General features: G+C 40.4%; 18 protein-coding genes. 5 read left to right on the forward strand and 13 right to left on the reverse strand.

All coding sequences use genetic code 11. The annotated features are described in order from the left end of the window. Window positions 1-35 precede the first annotated feature (35 nt). From ACZFYI_RS00115 to rfbC, 9 genes are all read right to left on the reverse strand, one after another. Window positions 36-266, reverse strand: a complete 231-nt coding sequence (locus ACZFYI_RS00115) for a hypothetical protein (protein ID WP_462522087.1) — start codon at window positions 264-266, stop codon at window positions 36-38. Between the two features lie 132 nt (window positions 267-398). Next, entirely contained in the window at window positions 399-1,655 is a 1,257-nt protein-coding gene (locus tag ACZFYI_RS00120; RefSeq protein WP_462522088.1) for a pyridoxal-dependent decarboxylase, read from the reverse strand. Between the two features lie 28 nt (window positions 1,656-1,683). Beyond that, the gene (locus ACZFYI_RS00125; protein ID WP_462522089.1) at window positions 1,684-2,424 is read right to left on the reverse strand and encodes a shikimate dehydrogenase family protein; all 741 of its coding nucleotides are present in this window, start codon (window positions 2,422-2,424) and stop codon (window positions 1,684-1,686) included. Further along, window positions 2,421-3,356, reverse strand: a complete 936-nt coding sequence (locus ACZFYI_RS00130) for a polyprenyl-phosphate transporter (RefSeq protein WP_462522090.1) — start codon at window positions 3,354-3,356, stop codon at window positions 2,421-2,423. The genes ACZFYI_RS00125 and ACZFYI_RS00130 overlap by 4 nt, the downstream gene beginning before the upstream one ends. Window positions 3,357-3,408: 52 nt before the next feature. Beyond that, window positions 3,409-4,179, reverse strand: coding sequence for a phosphosulfolactate synthase (locus tag ACZFYI_RS00135; RefSeq protein WP_462522091.1), 771 nt, complete (start codon window positions 4,177-4,179; stop codon window positions 3,409-3,411). A 20-nt stretch (window positions 4,180-4,199) separates the two neighbouring features. Continuing rightward, on the reverse strand, window positions 4,200-5,627 hold the full coding sequence (locus tag ACZFYI_RS00140) for a tetratricopeptide repeat protein (RefSeq protein ID WP_462522092.1): 1,428 nt from the start codon (window positions 5,625-5,627) through the stop codon (window positions 4,200-4,202). A gap of 146 nt (window positions 5,628-5,773) precedes the next feature. Continuing rightward, window positions 5,774-6,739, reverse strand: coding sequence for an NAD-dependent epimerase/dehydratase family protein (locus ACZFYI_RS00145; protein ID WP_462522093.1), 966 nt, complete (start codon window positions 6,737-6,739; stop codon window positions 5,774-5,776). Continuing rightward, window positions 6,736-7,488 (reverse strand): tyrosine-protein phosphatase, encoded by a 753-nt coding sequence (locus ACZFYI_RS00150; RefSeq protein ID WP_462522094.1) that lies wholly within the window; start codon window positions 7,486-7,488, stop codon window positions 6,736-6,738. The genes ACZFYI_RS00145 and ACZFYI_RS00150 overlap by 4 nt, the downstream gene beginning before the upstream one ends. Next, on the reverse strand, window positions 7,488-8,039 hold the full coding sequence (gene rfbC, locus ACZFYI_RS00155; protein ID WP_462522095.1) for a dTDP-4-dehydrorhamnose 3,5-epimerase: 552 nt from the start codon (window positions 8,037-8,039) through the stop codon (window positions 7,488-7,490). The genes ACZFYI_RS00150 and rfbC overlap by 1 nt, the downstream gene beginning before the upstream one ends. A gap of 224 nt (window positions 8,040-8,263) precedes the next feature. Between rfbC and hflX the strand changes: the two genes are divergently transcribed. The 3 genes from hflX to ACZFYI_RS00170 are packed head-to-tail and all read left to right on the forward strand — an operon-like array spanning window position 8,264 to window position 10,239. Continuing rightward, window positions 8,264-9,526, forward strand: coding sequence for a GTPase HflX (hflX, locus tag ACZFYI_RS00160; protein WP_462522096.1), 1,263 nt, complete (start codon window positions 8,264-8,266; stop codon window positions 9,524-9,526). Between the two features lie 46 nt (window positions 9,527-9,572). Beyond that, a complete protein-coding gene (locus tag ACZFYI_RS00165; protein WP_462522097.1) occupies window positions 9,573-9,929 on the forward strand; it encodes a hypothetical protein in 357 nt (118 codons plus the stop codon). Beyond that, window positions 9,910-10,239, forward strand: a complete 330-nt coding sequence (locus ACZFYI_RS00170; RefSeq protein WP_462522098.1) for a type II toxin-antitoxin system RelE/ParE family toxin — start codon at window positions 9,910-9,912, stop codon at window positions 10,237-10,239. Before ACZFYI_RS00165 ends, ACZFYI_RS00170 begins: the two co-directional genes overlap by 20 nt. A 4-nt stretch (window positions 10,240-10,243) precedes the next feature. Here the strand turns inward: ACZFYI_RS00170 and ACZFYI_RS00175 are convergent, their stop codons facing one another. The 4 genes from ACZFYI_RS00175 to mazG all read right to left on the reverse strand — a co-directional run bounded on the left by ACZFYI_RS00175 (window position 10,244) and on the right by mazG (window position 14,589). Continuing rightward, the gene (locus ACZFYI_RS00175) at window positions 10,244-11,626 is read right to left on the reverse strand and encodes a methyltransferase RsmF C-terminal domain-like protein (RefSeq protein ID WP_462522099.1); all 1,383 of its coding nucleotides are present in this window, start codon (window positions 11,624-11,626) and stop codon (window positions 10,244-10,246) included. Between the two features lie 46 nt (window positions 11,627-11,672). Beyond that, window positions 11,673-12,464 (reverse strand): CHAD domain-containing protein, encoded by a 792-nt coding sequence (locus tag ACZFYI_RS00180; RefSeq protein WP_462522100.1) that lies wholly within the window; start codon window positions 12,462-12,464, stop codon window positions 11,673-11,675. Between the two features lie 66 nt (window positions 12,465-12,530). Then, window positions 12,531-13,442 carry a hypothetical protein gene (locus tag ACZFYI_RS00185; protein ID WP_462522101.1) on the reverse strand — a complete coding sequence of 304 codons (912 nt, stop codon included), beginning with the start codon at window positions 13,440-13,442 and terminating at the stop codon, window positions 12,531-12,533. A 346-nt stretch (window positions 13,443-13,788) separates the two neighbouring features. Continuing rightward, the gene (gene mazG, locus ACZFYI_RS00190; protein ID WP_462522102.1) at window positions 13,789-14,589 is read right to left on the reverse strand and encodes a nucleoside triphosphate pyrophosphohydrolase; all 801 of its coding nucleotides are present in this window, start codon (window positions 14,587-14,589) and stop codon (window positions 13,789-13,791) included. A gap of 70 nt (window positions 14,590-14,659) precedes the next feature. On the opposite strand from mazG, the gene ACZFYI_RS00195 reads away from it, so the two are divergent. Together ACZFYI_RS00195 and ACZFYI_RS00200 are read left to right on the forward strand one after the other, a co-directional pair. Continuing rightward, on the forward strand, window positions 14,660-14,890 hold the full coding sequence (locus ACZFYI_RS00195) for a hypothetical protein (RefSeq protein ID WP_258422401.1): 231 nt from the start codon (window positions 14,660-14,662) through the stop codon (window positions 14,888-14,890). 59 nt (window positions 14,891-14,949) lie between these two features. Further along, on the forward strand, window positions 14,950-15,984 hold a 1,035-nt coding region (locus ACZFYI_RS00200), incomplete at its 3' end, for a phosphohexomutase domain-containing protein (RefSeq protein ID WP_462522103.1).

Consider the following 15,984-nt stretch of genomic DNA (forward strand, 5'->3'; position numbering starts at 1 on the left):
AGACACTTTTCAGGAAAAAAATGTTCTGAGGCAAATTAATTTGTTGCAGTGGTATCTGCAGGGTGCTCTGAAGAGGAATCGCTTGGATGCTCCGCACCATCAGTTGGGTGCTCCGCTCCTTCTGCAGGGTGCTCTGCACTTTCTACTTGTTCGGTTGACTCTTCGGTTTCTTTTTTTCCTCCGCAAGAACTAACAGATGCTGCAAAAAGGAAACCAAAGGCCAATACCATTAGTGTCCTGGATTTAAATTTTTTTAGAAATGTCATAGTTATCTTTTTTTTTGTTGGTGATTTTTTTAGACTTCTTTGATGATATTCATAACAAAATTACAATTATTTGCCTATTTATGGTCTTTATTTCCCACTTATTAAGAGGGAGTGGTTTTCTTGAATCTGACTTTACTTTCTCAGATTCGATTGGAGTTCTCCTTCGAGTTCCATCAGAAAGTTGTCAATAGTACCCGGCTTGACATGTGGCATTACCACGATTTTGTACCATTCAGGCTCAAATTCGTATGAATTGGCTACGAGGTAGTATTTCTCAGAGAGTTCCTTTGAAACGTATTTTGCCTTGATCGCGATGATATTTAGGTATTGATTTCTGAAATATCCTACTCCCATCCTATCCAAACGCTTACAAATGCGCTCAGTGTGGTCACAAAGAGTTTCCATTTTATATTTCCATCCTTCCGATCCGTGAATCTGTAGGATCATCCACATGGAGATGGCATTGGCTCCGGACCGGCTTCCGCTGACGGTATAATCCTTGCCCGGGATGTATTGTGCTTCTTCTGTTTTGACATAGTCAAAAAATCCTTTTCGGATCAGGAAAAGCCCTGTTCCGTAGGGTGTCTGAAGCATTTTGTGTCCATCTGCTGTAATGGAATTCATGTAAGGATTCTGGAAAGTAAACCTGCTCATCGGATTTGTGAAAGGGTAAATAAACCCTCCATAAGCTGCATCCACATGGATTTTGAAAGGTACATTCAGGTTTGTAAAGTATTCGCCCAGCATGTCTATGTCATCCACGGAGCCAAACATGGTTGTGGACAAATTGGCGATGACGATAAAATATTTGATTCCATCTTTAATAGCTGCATTTACTTTGGATTCCAGAGATTCCATGGTGATCATTCTGCTCTCCGGATCCACATCTAAGATGATGTTTGTAAGATTGAGTAGATTCGCACCCTTTGGCATAGAATAATGAGAGTCTTGGGAATAAACCAAGCCGATTTCACCAAGACGTGCATCATATTCTTTTTGGAAAAAATTTCTGTAGATCCACATGGCCTGGATATTGGCCTCAGTGCCACCTGTGGCCACGTATCCGTCTTGTTGGTTAGGGTCACCGTTGAGGATTTCTTCTGCCACCAAGCGGATCAGGTCTTTTTCGATTTTCTGGGTTCCCTCAAATATCTCCAAAACGGATTTGTCGCTCAAAGTATGGACTCCGATGTGGTTTGGATTTCGTACCATAGCGGACATGTAGGGTGCGTCTTTTAGAAAAGGCGCATCGGGATAAAACTCAGCGGTATCCAGATAGGTTCCGGGAATTCCAAGGATGGGATGATCGCCTCTGTAATCCAGATTTTGGGACAGGGCATTGAATATGGTTTCTTTGATTTGTTCGTGTGATTGTTTTTTCCAGTACATGGTAATGAACGTTAAATGTGAAAAGAAATTAATTCCAGATTTTCCAGGCTGCTTCGGCCTGGAGTTGGAGCATTTCCAATCCATTTTTTACCAATGCACCGCGCGCCTCGAGGGAGCGCATCAAAAAAGTTTTTTCAGGATTATACACCAAGTCATAGACTTTGTGCATTCCTGTAATGTATTTGGGGTTGATTTCAGGCATTTCTTCAGTTTTTGGAAAAGTGCCTACCGGAGTTGTATTGATAATAAGGTGGTGGGATTCCAGTATTTTGGGATTCCCTGCCAAATCTTCATAAGTGATCCATCCGGGATTTTCAGAAGAATTTCTAGAAACCATGAGGAAGTCAATGCCCATATCTGTGAGGGCCTGAATTACCGCTTTGGACGCGCCGCCGGTTCCCAAAACCAAGGCTTTTGGCTTGTCAATACCAAGAAAAACCTCCAAAGATTGCCTGAATCCAATGTAGTCGGTATTGTAACCCTTGAGTTTTCCTTCTTGAATTTTGATGCAATTGACAGCGCCTATTTTTTGGCAGGCAGGATCAAGTTCATCTAGAAAAGGAATGACTTTTTCCTTGTAGGGAATCGTGACATTGATTCCTTCCAATCCAGGATTTTCAACTAGGATATTTGGGAAAAGGGAAATATCAGGGATTTCATATAAATCGTATTGACAGTCAGCAATGCCTTCCTTTTCGAATTTTGAAGCAAAATACTTCTTCGAAAAGGAGTGGGTCAATGGGTAGCCTATCAATCCAAATTTTCTCATCCTCTTTTCAGGTAATAAGCGGTTCTTTCTATTCCCAAGACCAACAAAATGCCAAAAGAAAAAGCCAAAACGGCATAAAGCATCATCGGTTCTTGACCTGTTATTTCCAGATAATTCTGGGGCATCAGGTTTTCAGTGATAAAAGGCTTCTGAACGCCGCTAGAAGACATCCGATAGGAAAGTACTTCCTTCCATGGCCAGATTTTGTTTAGGGACCCAAGCATAAAACCTGAGAGAACAGCTATGGTGATCGAATGATAATTCTTCAACAACCAAGATATCAACCTGCTAAATGATAGCAATCCGACGATACAACCTGCTCCAAACAATCCAATGGTGAGGAGGTCTCTGTCATTGACAGCCCCGATGATTCGTTCATATTGGCCCATTACCAGTAACAGAAAGCTTCCCGAGATACCTGGCAAAATCATGGCACAGATAGCAATGGCTCCTGCTACAAAAGTAAACCAAAGTGTATCCGGAGTAGTCGTGGGAGGCAATCCTGTAACCCAATAGGCAGCTACAGTTCCTATAAGGAGTGACAAGATTACCCCGAAATTCCATCTTTTGATATCTCTGAGGATGATCACCGCAGATATGATAATCAGCCCACAAAAAAACGACCATAGAGGAATCGGATGGTTATCCATCAAGTAGGTAATCACCTTGGACAAAGAGAAAATACTTGTCAGGATTCCTGCAAAAAGGGTAATTAGGAAACTCCCATTGATATGGTTCCAAAGTTCCTTTAATTCAAATTTTAGGAGAAATCCGAGGGCCGTTTTATCTATGGACTTGATGCTGTCCAGTAGTTTTTGGTAAATGCCGGCAATCAACGCGATGGACCCTCCCGAAACACCAGGTACGACATCAGCCGCACCCATTGACATTCCCTTGAGGAAGGTTAAAATGTAATCTTTGAGATAGTTCATTGTGGATCAAAAAAAAGAACTGCCCCTTCAGTAGGGCAGTCCAAAAATAATATTACATAAGGTGTGCGCCCAAGAAATGGTCAAATGTATCGCCTCTTAGTCCCAACCTGATTGTTTCAAGTGGAATAAGTTCATTTGGAGCAATATTGCCCAAATTGACATTGGCTCCTAGTAGTTTCACAAACCAAACCTGCTGCTCTTTTTGGGGAGCTTCCCAAATAATCCTGTCTTCGGGGATTTTGGTTAGGATTTCTTCTACAAGTCCCTGTCTCACTTCACCGGAGTCTCTGAACAATCCCACATTTCCCCCTTCTCTAGCCTCACCGATGACTTTCCAGGAACCTGCATCAAGTTCACTCTGCATCTGATCGATCCATTTGTATGGAGGGATGATTTTGGCAGCATCTTTTGATCCGACTTCGGACAAGACTGTGACATCTTTGGAAAGGATCTGGATGTATTCACATTTTTTATCGTGGTTGAGACTGATGGATCCGTCAGAAACCTCTGCAAAGGTCAGGTCAAATTTTTCCAAAACCCTCCTATAATCTTCAAATTGACCTCTGATGACAAATGCCTCGAACAAGGTTCCTCCCAGATACACAGGAATTCCTGCGTCCTTATAGATCTGGATTTTTTGTGCAAGATTCTTTGTGAGGTAGGAGGTCGCCCATCCTAATTTGACTATGTCAACGAATTCACTGTTTGCTTCAACGAAGTTTTCGACTTCCCTGATGCCCATGCCTTTGTCCATAACCATAGTAAACCCTGTAGTACGTGGTTTTTCGGTTCGTACAGGCAGATTCTTCAGAACGTAATTCATTAAGTTCGAATTTCAGGTAATTATTTATTTAGATCGGATGATGTATCGGCATCCTTGTATTGGGAGATGATTTTGAAAATAGCCTTTTGATGTTTGATTTCAGGCATCAGATCGTACAACAATGTGTGTCTCCCAAAGTCCAAAGTTAATGCATTTTCTAAATATGAAAAGGCTTCCTTGTATTTAGCTGATTTAAGCAGATAGACTACAAGTCGGTAATATAGTTCTGCCTCTTCCGGCAGTTCTTCAATTCCTTCTTTGATCACATCTTCTGCTTCCTCAAACCTGTTTTGGTCAAAATAAATAATTGATAGATTGACGTAAGTTTCAATAATTCCCGGTTCGAGGATAATGGCTTCTTCATAGGCCTCGGAGCTTGCCTGAAGGTTGCCTAGATTATATTCTGCATCTGCCAATCCTACCCAATAAGTTGCATTTTCTTTGGTAAGCTTGATGGCTTTTTTGAAATAATGTATTGCTTCAAAGAATTTTTCTTTTTTGAGCATACACATGCCCAATCCAAACCATGCATCGTCATATTCAGGATCCAGTTTGGCAGATTTCTTGAAATTTTTGAAAGCAAGGTCTATCTGATCTAGTTTTTCATAAGCGGCACCCAGATAGCAGCAGTTTTCAGCATTTGCACCTTCACAATTGATCGTGTTTTGATAGGCTTCAAGCGCAAGTTCAAATTGATTGGTATTCATGTAGGCATTGCCCAGATTGAAATACGCAGAAGCGAAGGCATCGTCTATGATCAGGGCATAGTCATAAGCCTGAATCGCTTCCTCAAACCTTCCAAGCCTGTTATAAACCACACCCAAATTGTACCACGCACCGGCACTGTATGGATCCTGATCAATGAAGTCTTGGTAGAAATCCAGGATTTCATCAAAAGAACCTTCTTCTTCAGTGATCATTGCCAATTGGAACAAAGCATCCTCATGGTTGATCCTGATTTTCACACATTCTTTGTAGTAGAAAGTGGCTTTCGCATTATTTTCATTGGCTTTGTAAAGGTTACCAAGGGTATAATACACCTCCGCTTTGTCCTCGGCAAGGGGTAAAAAATTCTCCAACAATTCGATGGCTTCCTTGATATTGCTGTTGATCATCAGGGCCTGACTGAGGGCCAAGACAATGTCTTCATTGTTTGGAGAAAGGTTGTTAAGGTTTTCAAGTATCTCCAATCCTTCTTCCAGTTCATCGTTGAATATCAGGCACTGGGCTTTCAGCAGCTTGATTTCTACGCTGAATGGGAATTTTTCCAAAGCATGGGCGGATGCTTTTAGAGCCTTCACATATTTCTGTTGATCAAAATAAAACCGGACTATGTTTTCTAATTCCTCTTCTTCAAAATAAAGCTCCAAATTGGACTTAAGTGAATTTTCAAACCGTTCTACAAGTTCTTTGTCCTCTTCCCAATCATTATCAAAATCTCCGGTCATCTGTTTCTTTTAATAGTTTACTTAAGATACCAAATTTTTTTTTGGTACAAAATCCCTCTTTGATTATTTTTTTATAGAAGTTGGCAATACTTGCTAAATTCCCCTAGAGTAGATTTTGAATTTTCAAATCAATAAACGTCCCTATCTTATTTTTCGTTCGACAAGGCCCATTTGAAACTGTCCTCCAAAGTGCGGTATTTGAAGTGAATTTCTTGCTGAACCTTATGGTTGTCCATAGTGATAGACAGTTGCGAAAGCATAGCTGTCTGCTTATTGAGGGGGTTTTTGGTCAGTCCAAGCGATCTTCCGATCCAAATAAAAAAAATGGCAAGCTTGATCTGAACGGGGCTGACTTTTTTGGAAGGTGCTTTTTTCCCAAAAACTTTTGCCATGGTTTCAAAAAAATGTTGGTACAGAACAGCACTGTTGTTGAGAATAAATTTTTCTCCCCAAAGATTTTTTTTATAGAGTTGATGGGTGATCTCTACTGCATCCCGGATATCAATAAAATTGACTGAACCGGCAGGATAGAATTTGCTTTCCTCCAGGACATAATGGTAAATCTGTGTACTGCTTCTGTCATCACTGACTTTCCCCAGAATGATCGTTGGTAAGATTACCAAAGCGTCCAGACCTTCCTGTACTCCCCGCCAAACTTCCAGTTCGGCCTGGTACTTGGAGATGGCATAAGGTGTGTTAAGCTTGGATTCCACCCAAGGGGTATTTTCGTCAGAAACTTTGGCTTCGGCTGTTCTTCCTAGGGCGGAAACCGAGCTGATATGTATCAGTTTTTTTACCCCTTTTGCAAGCATGGCATTCACGACGTTGGCTGTACCTGTCACATTGATTGACCGCAGTTTTATTTCATCCCCAGGATTGAAGGAAACCATCCCTGCTGAATGAATAACCATGTCCACATTTTCCATTGCTTCTTCCAGAGAAAGTGGGTCCAGGATATCTCCCTCCACCCACGTGATCCCAGAATCGGAATTTTCCAATAGGCCTTTAGACCGGTGCTCTCTTTTTAAGGCTAGGATTTCCCCCTCCTCCATAAATTTTTTGGAAAGGTAACTTCCAAAAAGTCCGGTAGCTCCTGTGATCAGAATTTTCATATGAGGGTATTGAATAAAGGAATTTCCTGGATTTTGTCGAAATATTTACTCTGAGGTAAGGTCTCCAAAGCGTCGAGATAGCGGTGGTTGTGGGTATCTGTTCCCAGATATTTGATTCTTCCTTCTTTTACCAGTAATTCCGCAAAAGCCTGCACATTCCTTGAATAAAAACCTGTGAGAGACAAAAGATTCAGCTGAAAATATATATCCCGATCGATCAGTTCATGAAGCAATTTTTTGTCTTGTGCAAGGTATTGATAGCGCTCAGGATGTGCCAATATGGGTTTGTAACCGTTCATTTCCATTTCAAAAAATATCTCGACAAGCATCATAGGTTTTGATACAAAACCCGTCTCTACCAATACATGGTTTTTGTAAAGCGTCAGCAGTTTTTCGCCATTTCTTACTTTTTCGAGAAAAAACTCATCCAGGTAATATTCGGCTGCAGCATTGATTTCAATTTCTATGGATTCGGTTTTTAAGGCCTCCTTTACTTTTTCCAATCCCCCAAGAATGATTTCAGGTGTATTTTTATAAAATTCCGACATGATGTGAGGGGTGGTCACGATTTTGTTGATGCCAAAATCTTTTAACCTTGAGATCATCTCCAAGGATTCTTGGACGGACTTGGATCCATCATCGATTCCCGGAATCAGGTGGGAATGCATGTCAGCTTTCAGCCAGCCCAGATCGAGTCTATCAGGTGTTTTGTCTTTTGTCTTACCTTTCAAAAAATCAAATAATCCCATTATAGTCCTCCTTTGGTCAATTCTGTAAATTCTTCAAACGATGGAAGAATTTGGTCTTTGGCAGAAATTATTGGTAAATCCACCTGCCAATCAATATTTAGTACCGGGTCATTCCATATTACTCCACCTTCACTTGCTTTGTTGTAATAGTTGGAACATTTATAGGAAAAAACCGCATCCTCCAAAACCGAAAACCCATGGGCGAATCCTTCTGGAACATACAGCATGTGGTGGTTTTGGTCATCCAAAATTTTGCAGAATACCTTTCCGTAGCTTTTTGATCCTTTTCTGAGATCTACCGCCACATCTAGAACTTTCCCACTGATGACTTTTACCAATTTGGCCTGAGCATGCGGATCATTTTGGAAATGAAGTCCACGGATAGTGCCGGCTTTGGAGAAAGATTGGTTTTCCTGAATCCAATCCTTATCGATTCCTTGAGTCAGAAGGGCTTCCTTTCTGAATGATTCAAAAAAATAACCGCGATCATCTTTAAATATGACAGGATGTATTTCAAAAAGTCCCTCGATGGGCGTTGCTGTTACTTTCATTCTATGCAGGTGTTCTGGTTATTTTTTTACAAGACTCCGGAAATTGATTTGGAAAAACCCCAAAACCGGAATCATTTTGGGTGAATTATATCCAAAACGCAAATAAGGGGTTTTTATGTTCCAAATATAAGGCTTATTGTCCTTAGGATGTTAAATTTGTAAGACATTCCTGTTTGGAACTATTTCCGGTCTGCTTCCCTTTTTCCATTAGATAGCCAAAATATATGAGTAAAATTTCCAGAAAATTTCAAAAATTGTTTGAAACGGCTCCTATTCAGGAAACGGCCGTCATGGTGGCCCTTATCCGTCAGGGTCAAACCGAGCAGCAGGTACATGAATATCTGGAAGAACTCGCATTCCTGACAGAGACTCTCGGCGCAAAGACCGTATATAAATTTACCCAGAGGCTTGAGAGACCTGACGTGCGGACCTTTGTAGGCACAGGGAAATTGGAAGAAATAAAAGCCTACGTGACACATTTTGAAGTGGACATGGTCATCTTTGACGATGACCTTTCTCCTTCGCAGATGAGGAATCTGGAAAATGAACTTAAGGTCAAAGTTTATGACCGTTCATTATTGATCTTGGATATTTTTCTCAACAGAGCCCAAACAGCACAAGCCAAAACCCAGGTGGAGTTGGCAAGATTCCAGTACCTCCTACCAAGACTCACCAGAATGTGGACTCACCTTGAGCGACAGCGGGGAGGCACAGGAACCAGGGGTGGAGCGGGTGAAAAAGAAATTGAAACTGATAAAAGGGATATCAGAAATAAGATCACCCTGCTCAAAGAAAAACTGAAAGAAATTGAAAAACAGAGTGCCACACAAAGAAAAGGGAGAAAGGGAATCGTAAGGGTTGCATTGGTCGGATATACCAATGTCGGCAAAAGCACATTGATGAACCTGATCACCAAATCAGATATTTTGGCCGAAAACAAACTGTTTGCCACGGTAGACTCCACCGTCAGAAAGGTCGTTTATGAAAATATTCCTTTCCTTCTTTCAGACACTGTCGGATTTATCAGGAAGCTGCCGACCCACTTGATCGAATCTTTCAAATCAACCTTGGATGAAATCAGGGAAGCTGACCTCTTGGTCCATGTGGTGGATCTTTCCCATCCCAATTTTGAAGACCATATCAATGTAGTTAACAATACCCTGAATGAAATCGGGGCAGGGGACAAACCGGTCCTTTTGGTGTTCAACAAAATTGATTTGGTTCCAAAAATGCCTACAGAAGAGGAGATGATGCACATGACAGAATTGGAGGTGGCTGAAAGTAAGTACCTGGATTTTGAAAAATTATCCCTTGCTTACCAGAAGAAATATGGCATTGCACCGGTATTCATGGCCGCCGGAGATGGTACCAATGTGGAGACATTCAGGGAATCCCTAGTAAAAGAAGTCAAAAAGCAACACCTGAAAATCTACCCACATTATCTTGAAGATGAAGTGGTGGACATGTCCAAGTTTGAGGGGGAATAATTTCCTACAAATTGGATAATTTGTAAATTGATAAAAAAATTGACTTATGAAAGAGGTAAACATTCTTAAGAATGAATTGAAAGAAATGTTGGAGGAGATTTCAGACCTGAGGGTTTTGCGAAGTATTAAAGAACTTTTGGAAAGCAAATCTATTGAGGAGGCAATTAGAATTCAATTGATTGAAAATGCTGAAAAATCAGAAGCAGCTATAAAATCTGGGAGAATTTTTGACAACTCAGATAAAAAATTTACTTCCAAGGATGAATTTATTGGGGTTGCTTCAAACGGAAGTGCCTTAACTATCGATAACCTCAGGAAAGAATTGTTTGAAGCTTCAAAAAGGGTAAAGTCCGGAAAGTTTTTTAATCAAGAGGAAATAGAAAATGAATCCGAATCCTGGTAAAAAACTCCCAATCAAGTGGGATATTTCAGCAAAGGAAGATTTAAAGAATATATATTTTTTCATTAAAGAAGATTCTGTAATTCAAGCAAAAAAGGTAAAAAACAGGATTTTAGAAGTAGTTAGAAATATACCTCTCTTCGAGGAAAAATTTGCAAAAGAGCCTTTCCTTGAAGAAATAGAAGGGAATTTTCGGTCAAGAACTATTTGGAGCTACAAAATAATTTATGAAGTAACCAACAGTGAAATCATTATTCTAAAAATATTTCATACCAGCCAAAATCCTAATAAAATTAAAGGAGGGCTATTTTGATATATTACCTCATCCTGATCCGCCAGTCCTTGGGGTAATAATTATTGGTTCGGTTGCCTAGATTTTTAAGCCATCCCAAAGGAGTATTTTTAAATGTCACCAAAACCCAACCTTCTGGCAAATCCTTTATGGGAATATCCTCCTTTCTCAGGTAATCCAATGCGTCTTTGAGGTCTAGGTCTACTTTCAAAAATCCTGTTTTGGGAAGTATACTCACTGCCAGTTCATGGTTGGGGATAAACTGCTGCTTGTTGATTTTCCCAAGTTCAACTCCAAAATACCGGATATTCAAAAATCTGGCTAAGTATTCAAAATGCTGCTGAAAATCTTTGTTTACCCAAAAATAACTGTCTTGGAGGTTGTAAAATCCACTGTAGTCAGGTAACCCCAATTGAACCATCAATTTTTCAGCTTCTTGTTTTCCTACGGGTTTGAGGTAAGGATGCTTGAAGTCCTTGGTTCTTTTCGGTTCGTGTACCAAGGCATCTTCCGGCCTTTTCATGACAGTGATAAAAAAGCCCTCTCCTTCCACCCGGTGGGGGAAAAACCGATATCCGAAATAGCTGACTTCGTCTATCAGAACTTCGGATTCCACAATTCCCCAAGAGGGATCCAAAGGGATTTTCACAGGTTCATAATCATACTCCGAAACGATAAATCTGACCATTTCCTCATTTTCCTTTTCATTGAATGTACAGGTGCTGTAAATCAGGTAGCCGCCACCTTTAACAAAAGCACTTGCTTTGTCCATGATTCTTTCCTGTCTTGCTGCGCAAAGTGCAACATGATCAGGAGACCATTCTGACATGGCATCTGGATCTTTGCGGAACATCCCTTCCCCCGAACATGGGGCGTCCACCAAAACCAAATCAAAAAAACCTTCCAAATCTTCAAAATGCTCCGGGTCATTTTGGGTGACCAAGGTGTTGCCGAGTCCCCATTTGATGATGTTTTCTTTGAGAATATTAGCCCGGGATTTGATGACCTCATTGGCTACCAAAAAACCTTTTTTTCCCAAATAGCTACTTAATAAAGTGGATTTGCCTCCCGGCGCCGCCGATAGGTCTAGAAAAATTCCGTTTTGCGGCGCTGCAATACTCTTTAATATATGTTGGATAAACATGGAGGAAGCTTCCTGAACATAGTAGCACCCGGCATGAAAAAGTGGATCAAGTGTAAATGAGGGCCTTTCTTCTAAAAAGAAACCATCCTCATTCCAAGGAACCGGTTTGCTGTTTTCGGGTTGGGTTTCAGTTTTATGCCGGTTGATCCGAACCGATACCAGAGGATCTTTCTTCAAAGCCTTAGAAAATTCCCTGAATTCATTTTCGCCAAGATAGGATTTCATCCGGGACTCGAATTCTTTGGGAAGGCTGAGGTCTGACATGGTGTTTTTTGTCAAAAATAGGGATAAAGATGGAAATGAAGGAATCTCATTCCGGCGAAGCCCCAATCCCATTTAAATCCAAAGCTTTTATTTCAAAATCCTTTTTTAATTCCTTGATTTCTGCCAGCTGTTCTTGGAGCCTTGAGTGAATGGTTTTGAGGCTGATTTTGTTCGCTTTGTTTTTTTTCATCCAATAGGCCGTTCGGTGAAAATCATGCCAGGTTCCGATCTTTTCCTGTAGTTGATCAAAGTAGGACCAGTTTATCTGTAATGCTTCAAATGATGTATCAGGCATGATTTCATGGATGTGGATCAAAAGCTTTAGAGATTTTCGGCTTTCATGCAGGTAGTTGACATAGAGCTTCCTTTTGAAATTTTTGCTGACCACTTGCAAATGAAATCTGCAAAAAGCCTGGACTTTTTTGTCTGGAACCGTCTTCATCTTTTTCAAAGTTATCGCCCCGCTTTTTTCAAGTTGATTGCCAAGTTTCCTGGCCTTGAAGAGGTATTTTTTGGTTTCTCTATCAACTTCGGTTTGGAGAAGTTGCTTTATTTTTTCATCCTGTACCTGAATAGATTCCAGGTTTTCAAGATTTAATTTGGCTTCACGGATCAATCCAGCCTGCTTAAAGATTTTTCTTATAGGGCGGAAAAAATGAATGACTTTGCTTTTGGGTTTAGCAAATACCTGGAGCTTCAACAAGGAATTTGCTTTTTTGACCTCTACCCGCATCCGATGCAGGTCTTCTGGATTTTGGTCTTTGACAAAGAGAGAAAAGTTTTTTTCTATTCCCTTTATTATTTCTTCCAAATACTTCTTATGAATTCCTTTTTCCAACCTCTGAATTTTTTTGTCCTGAAGTTGAATATACAGTTATTTAAATTTTTTGGGTAAAAGGATTTCCTATTTCCTTTTGAAAGAAACTCCTATTCCCAAATTGTACCGCATCTTTGAAAAATCAAACCCCACAAGACTTGTCCCTCCCCGAAGGTTTAAACCTTTAAAATCCAAAATAATTCCACTTTCCAAAACCGCTTGATTGAGGTTTACTTCGGTATTTCTAGCCCAGAATTGACCGTAAACACTGCCGTCTTCCTCAAAAACAGTTATTTCCCAAAATTCTCTGGAATGGTTAAGTCCGGCTCCAAAGTACATCCATACCGGCTGGTGAATTTTCCATGTAATCCCCATGAGCAATTCAGCTGCTCCTCGCCTTATCATACCGGTGGCTTCTGTATCTTTGCCTTGGTTGCCAAAGACGCTTCCATTGCTTCGAACAGTAATCTCTCCGGTTTGGGTAAAAATTTCAGAGTTTGCCCTGATTAGAAAATAGGTGGCTATCCCGTGGTGGTTAATACTTCCATAAGCAATTCCAAAAGGAATTTTTGGATCATAGACAAAGGAAAGGAAGGTCCTGTCATATAGTTTTTCATCCTTTTTGGAATCATAATTCAAAAAGAAATCCTCCTTGCGGTTATGGTTTTCGCCCGAATTCAACTTGGAATTTAAATCTTCCACTCGAGTTTCAAATTCCATAAGATCCATTTTTCTCAATTGGGTCATGTATGGTTTGGCCATTTTATATTTTCCAAGATTATAAAAAGCAAGCGCAGAATAATAATAACCTTTTGCGCAGTCTACATCTGATTTGATTTGGGCTTTTGCAAGTTCTAGAACGCTAATCCACTCTCCTTTTTCTATTGAGGATTGAATCATGCTGTCCAATTCTGTAAAAGGGAGTTTCTGTGCGCCGGCTTTGTTGGAAAATGTAAAAGAAATCAAAGCCAAAAGTAAAATGAGTCGAAAATATTTCATGAATAATGAAATTTAGACTAAAGATGAAAGCGTTTTTTTAAGTTTAAAATCAGTTGCTTTTACATCTTAATTTCAATTGAAATAAGTTAAAAAAGACAAATATACCAAATTTTATTTCGAACATAAGGAGATGTGTTTCACCTCCAAAAAAAGGCGATTGCATCTAGTTAAGTTCAGGCGATTTAGTTTCAAAAACTGCTGTACTTAAAAAAATTGGATGGATTTATCAACCTCTAAAAGCTTGGCTGAGATTTACTATTTCGCTTTCGTTATGGCATTTGAGTTTTCTTTTTGGAAAAAATGAAATCATTCGAAATAGTAATTTGAAACTAACTGAAAATAGAAATCATAACTTTTTGGCTTCTTCCCAATACACATCCATTTCTGCCAAGGTCATCTCCTCGATTTTCCTTCCGGCAGTTTTTGCGGCCGTTTCGAGGTATTGAAAGCGTTTGATAAACTTGAGGTTGGTCCGTTCCAATGCTTCCTCAGGATTGATATCGATAAACCTTGCATAGTTGATCAGGGAAAAAAGCAAGTCCCCAAATTCACCTGTAGCTTTTGATTTGTCTATTTCCTGCCCATCCAAAGTGTTGAATTCTTCCTTGAATTCCTGCATTTCCTCTTCCACTTTTTCCCAGACCTGATGCTTTTCTTCCCAATCAAAACCAACTCCACGGGCTTTTTCCTGAATTCGCATGGCTTTGATCAGTGCCGGCAATGATTTTGGAACACCCCCTAGAACGGAAGTATTTCCTTTTTCACTCAGTTTGATTTTCTCCCAGTTTTGTTTGACGGTTTCCTCATCTTTGGCCACGGTATCACCATAGATGTGCGGGTGACGCCGGATCAGTTTTTCACAAAGACTATCAATGACCGTCCCGATATCAAAGGCTTCTTTTTCTGCACCTATTTTGGCATAAAACACAATATGCAAAAGAATATCCCCCAATTCCTTTTTGATTTCCTCTAGGTTATTTTCAAGGATTGCGTCTGATAACTCAAAAGTCTCTTCAATGGTAAGGTGCCTTAGGCTTTCTATGGTCTGTTTTCTATCCCAAGGGCATTGCTCGCGGAGCTCATCCATGATGGTCAAAAGTCTGTCAAAAGATTCCAGTTGGGCTTTTCTATGAGATAAATCAGACATATGTGGGAAACTAATCGGAAAGTGAGGACGTTTTCAAAGTATTACGTAAATTTGCGCAAATTATATTGATATGGCAACCTTGTATTTGACTTTGGGATTCTTGGCATTGTTCTTTGTATTGATGTCTGTAAGGCTTATTTTCCTAAAAAACGGTGAGTTTAAAGGAACCTGTGCCTCACAAAACCCATACCTTAACAAAGATGGAGGGACTTGCAGCTATTGTGGAAAAACAGTAGATGCAAACAGTTCCTGCGGCAATCCTGACAATGAAGTGGACAAGGTTTTGGCCAAATTCAAATAAAAATTTTTCATCTCCCGGAATAACCGGGATTTTTCAATTAGCACTTAAAACTCTTCAATGTGGCGTTAATCAAATCTATTTCCGGTATCAGAGGTACCATCGGAGGCAAACCTGGTGAAGGATTGACTCCTTTGGATGTTGTCAAATTTACTTCCGCCTACGGAAGCTGGGTAATTGCCCAAACCAAAAACCCCAAGGTCGTCATCGGTCGGGATGCAAGGATTTCTGGAGAAATGGTTTCCAAGCTTGTAGCGGCTACGCTTCAGGGATTGGGAATTGATGTAATTGACTTGGGATTGAGTACCACGCCAACAGTCGAGTTGGCTGTTCCTTTGGAAAAAGCCGGAGGAGGTATCATCCTTACCGCGAGTCATAATCCCATCCAATGGAATGCCTTGAAACTGCTCAATGACAAAGGGGAATTCATTTCCGATTTAGAAGGAAAATCCATTTTGGAAAGTGCGGAAAAGGAAAATTTCACTTTTGCTGAAGTCAAAAAAATTGGAAAATATATCCAAATCGATGATTACATTGACCGTCATATACAGCATGTACTCGGTCTCAAACTTGTCGACAAAGAGGCTATTGCTGCCAAAAAATTCAAAGTCGTCATAGACTGCGTGAATTCAACTGGAGGCATTGCTCTACCAAAATTACTGAGGGCGCTCGGCGTGGAAGATATTGAGGAAATGTATTGTACACCGGATGGACATTTTCCGCATAATCCCGAACCGCTTCCGGAAAACCTCCGCGACATTTCTGACAAGCTTCAAAAGGGAAAATATGATCTTGGTATCGTGGTGGATCCGGATGTGGACAGACTTTGCTTTATGAATGAGGACGGAAGTCCATTTGGTGAGGAATATACTTTGGTGGCTGTGGCAGATTATGTACTTTCTCAGACACCGGGCAATACTGTTTCCAATCTGAGTTCGACACGTGCTTTGAGAGATGTCACCGAAAAAAGAGGAGGACAATACAATGCAGCCGCAGTTGGTGAAGTCAACGTCGTCAATAAAATGAAAGAAACCAATGCCATGATCGGTGGTGAAGGCAACGGTGGAGTGATTTATCCTGAATCACATTACGGTAGG

Source organism: Aquiflexum sp. (assembly GCF_977115555.1).

Bases quoted from the DNA above. Each gene is read 5' to 3' on its own strand.
- ACZFYI_RS00115 (WP_462522087.1), bottom strand. From the start codon at position 266: ATGACATTTCTAAAAAAATTTAAATCCAGGACACTAATGGTATTGGCC.
- ACZFYI_RS00120 (WP_462522088.1), bottom strand. From the start codon at position 1,655: ATGTACTGGAAAAAACAATCACACGAACAAATCAAAGAAACCATATTC.
- ACZFYI_RS00125 (WP_462522089.1), bottom strand. From the start codon at position 2,424: ATGAGAAAATTTGGATTGATAGGCTACCCATTGACCCACTCCTTTTCG.
- ACZFYI_RS00130 (WP_462522090.1), bottom strand. From the start codon at position 3,356: ATGAACTATCTCAAAGATTACATTTTAACCTTCCTCAAGGGAATGTCA.
- ACZFYI_RS00135 (WP_462522091.1), bottom strand. From the start codon at position 4,179: ATGAATTACGTTCTGAAGAATCTGCCTGTACGAACCGAAAAACCACGT.
- ACZFYI_RS00140 (WP_462522092.1), bottom strand. From the start codon at position 5,627: ATGACCGGAGATTTTGATAATGATTGGGAAGAGGACAAAGAACTTGTA.
- ACZFYI_RS00145 (WP_462522093.1), bottom strand. From the start codon at position 6,739: ATGAAAATTCTGATCACAGGAGCTACCGGACTTTTTGGAAGTTACCTT.
- ACZFYI_RS00150 (WP_462522094.1), bottom strand. From the start codon at position 7,488: ATGGGATTATTTGATTTTTTGAAAGGTAAGACAAAAGACAAAACACCT.
- rfbC (WP_462522095.1), bottom strand. From the start codon at position 8,039: ATGAAAGTAACAGCAACGCCCATCGAGGGACTTTTTGAAATACATCCT.
- hflX (WP_462522096.1), top strand. From the start codon at position 8,264: ATGAGTAAAATTTCCAGAAAATTTCAAAAATTGTTTGAAACGGCTCCT.
- ACZFYI_RS00165 (WP_462522097.1), top strand. From the start codon at position 9,573: ATGAAAGAGGTAAACATTCTTAAGAATGAATTGAAAGAAATGTTGGAG.
- ACZFYI_RS00170 (WP_462522098.1), top strand. From the start codon at position 9,910: ATGAATCCGAATCCTGGTAAAAAACTCCCAATCAAGTGGGATATTTCA.
- ACZFYI_RS00175 (WP_462522099.1), bottom strand. From the start codon at position 11,626: ATGTCAGACCTCAGCCTTCCCAAAGAATTCGAGTCCCGGATGAAATCC.
- ACZFYI_RS00185 (WP_462522101.1), bottom strand. From the start codon at position 13,442: ATGAAATATTTTCGACTCATTTTACTTTTGGCTTTGATTTCTTTTACA.
- mazG (WP_462522102.1), bottom strand. From the start codon at position 14,589: ATGTCTGATTTATCTCATAGAAAAGCCCAACTGGAATCTTTTGACAGA.
- ACZFYI_RS00195 (WP_258422401.1), top strand. From the start codon at position 14,660: ATGGCAACCTTGTATTTGACTTTGGGATTCTTGGCATTGTTCTTTGTA.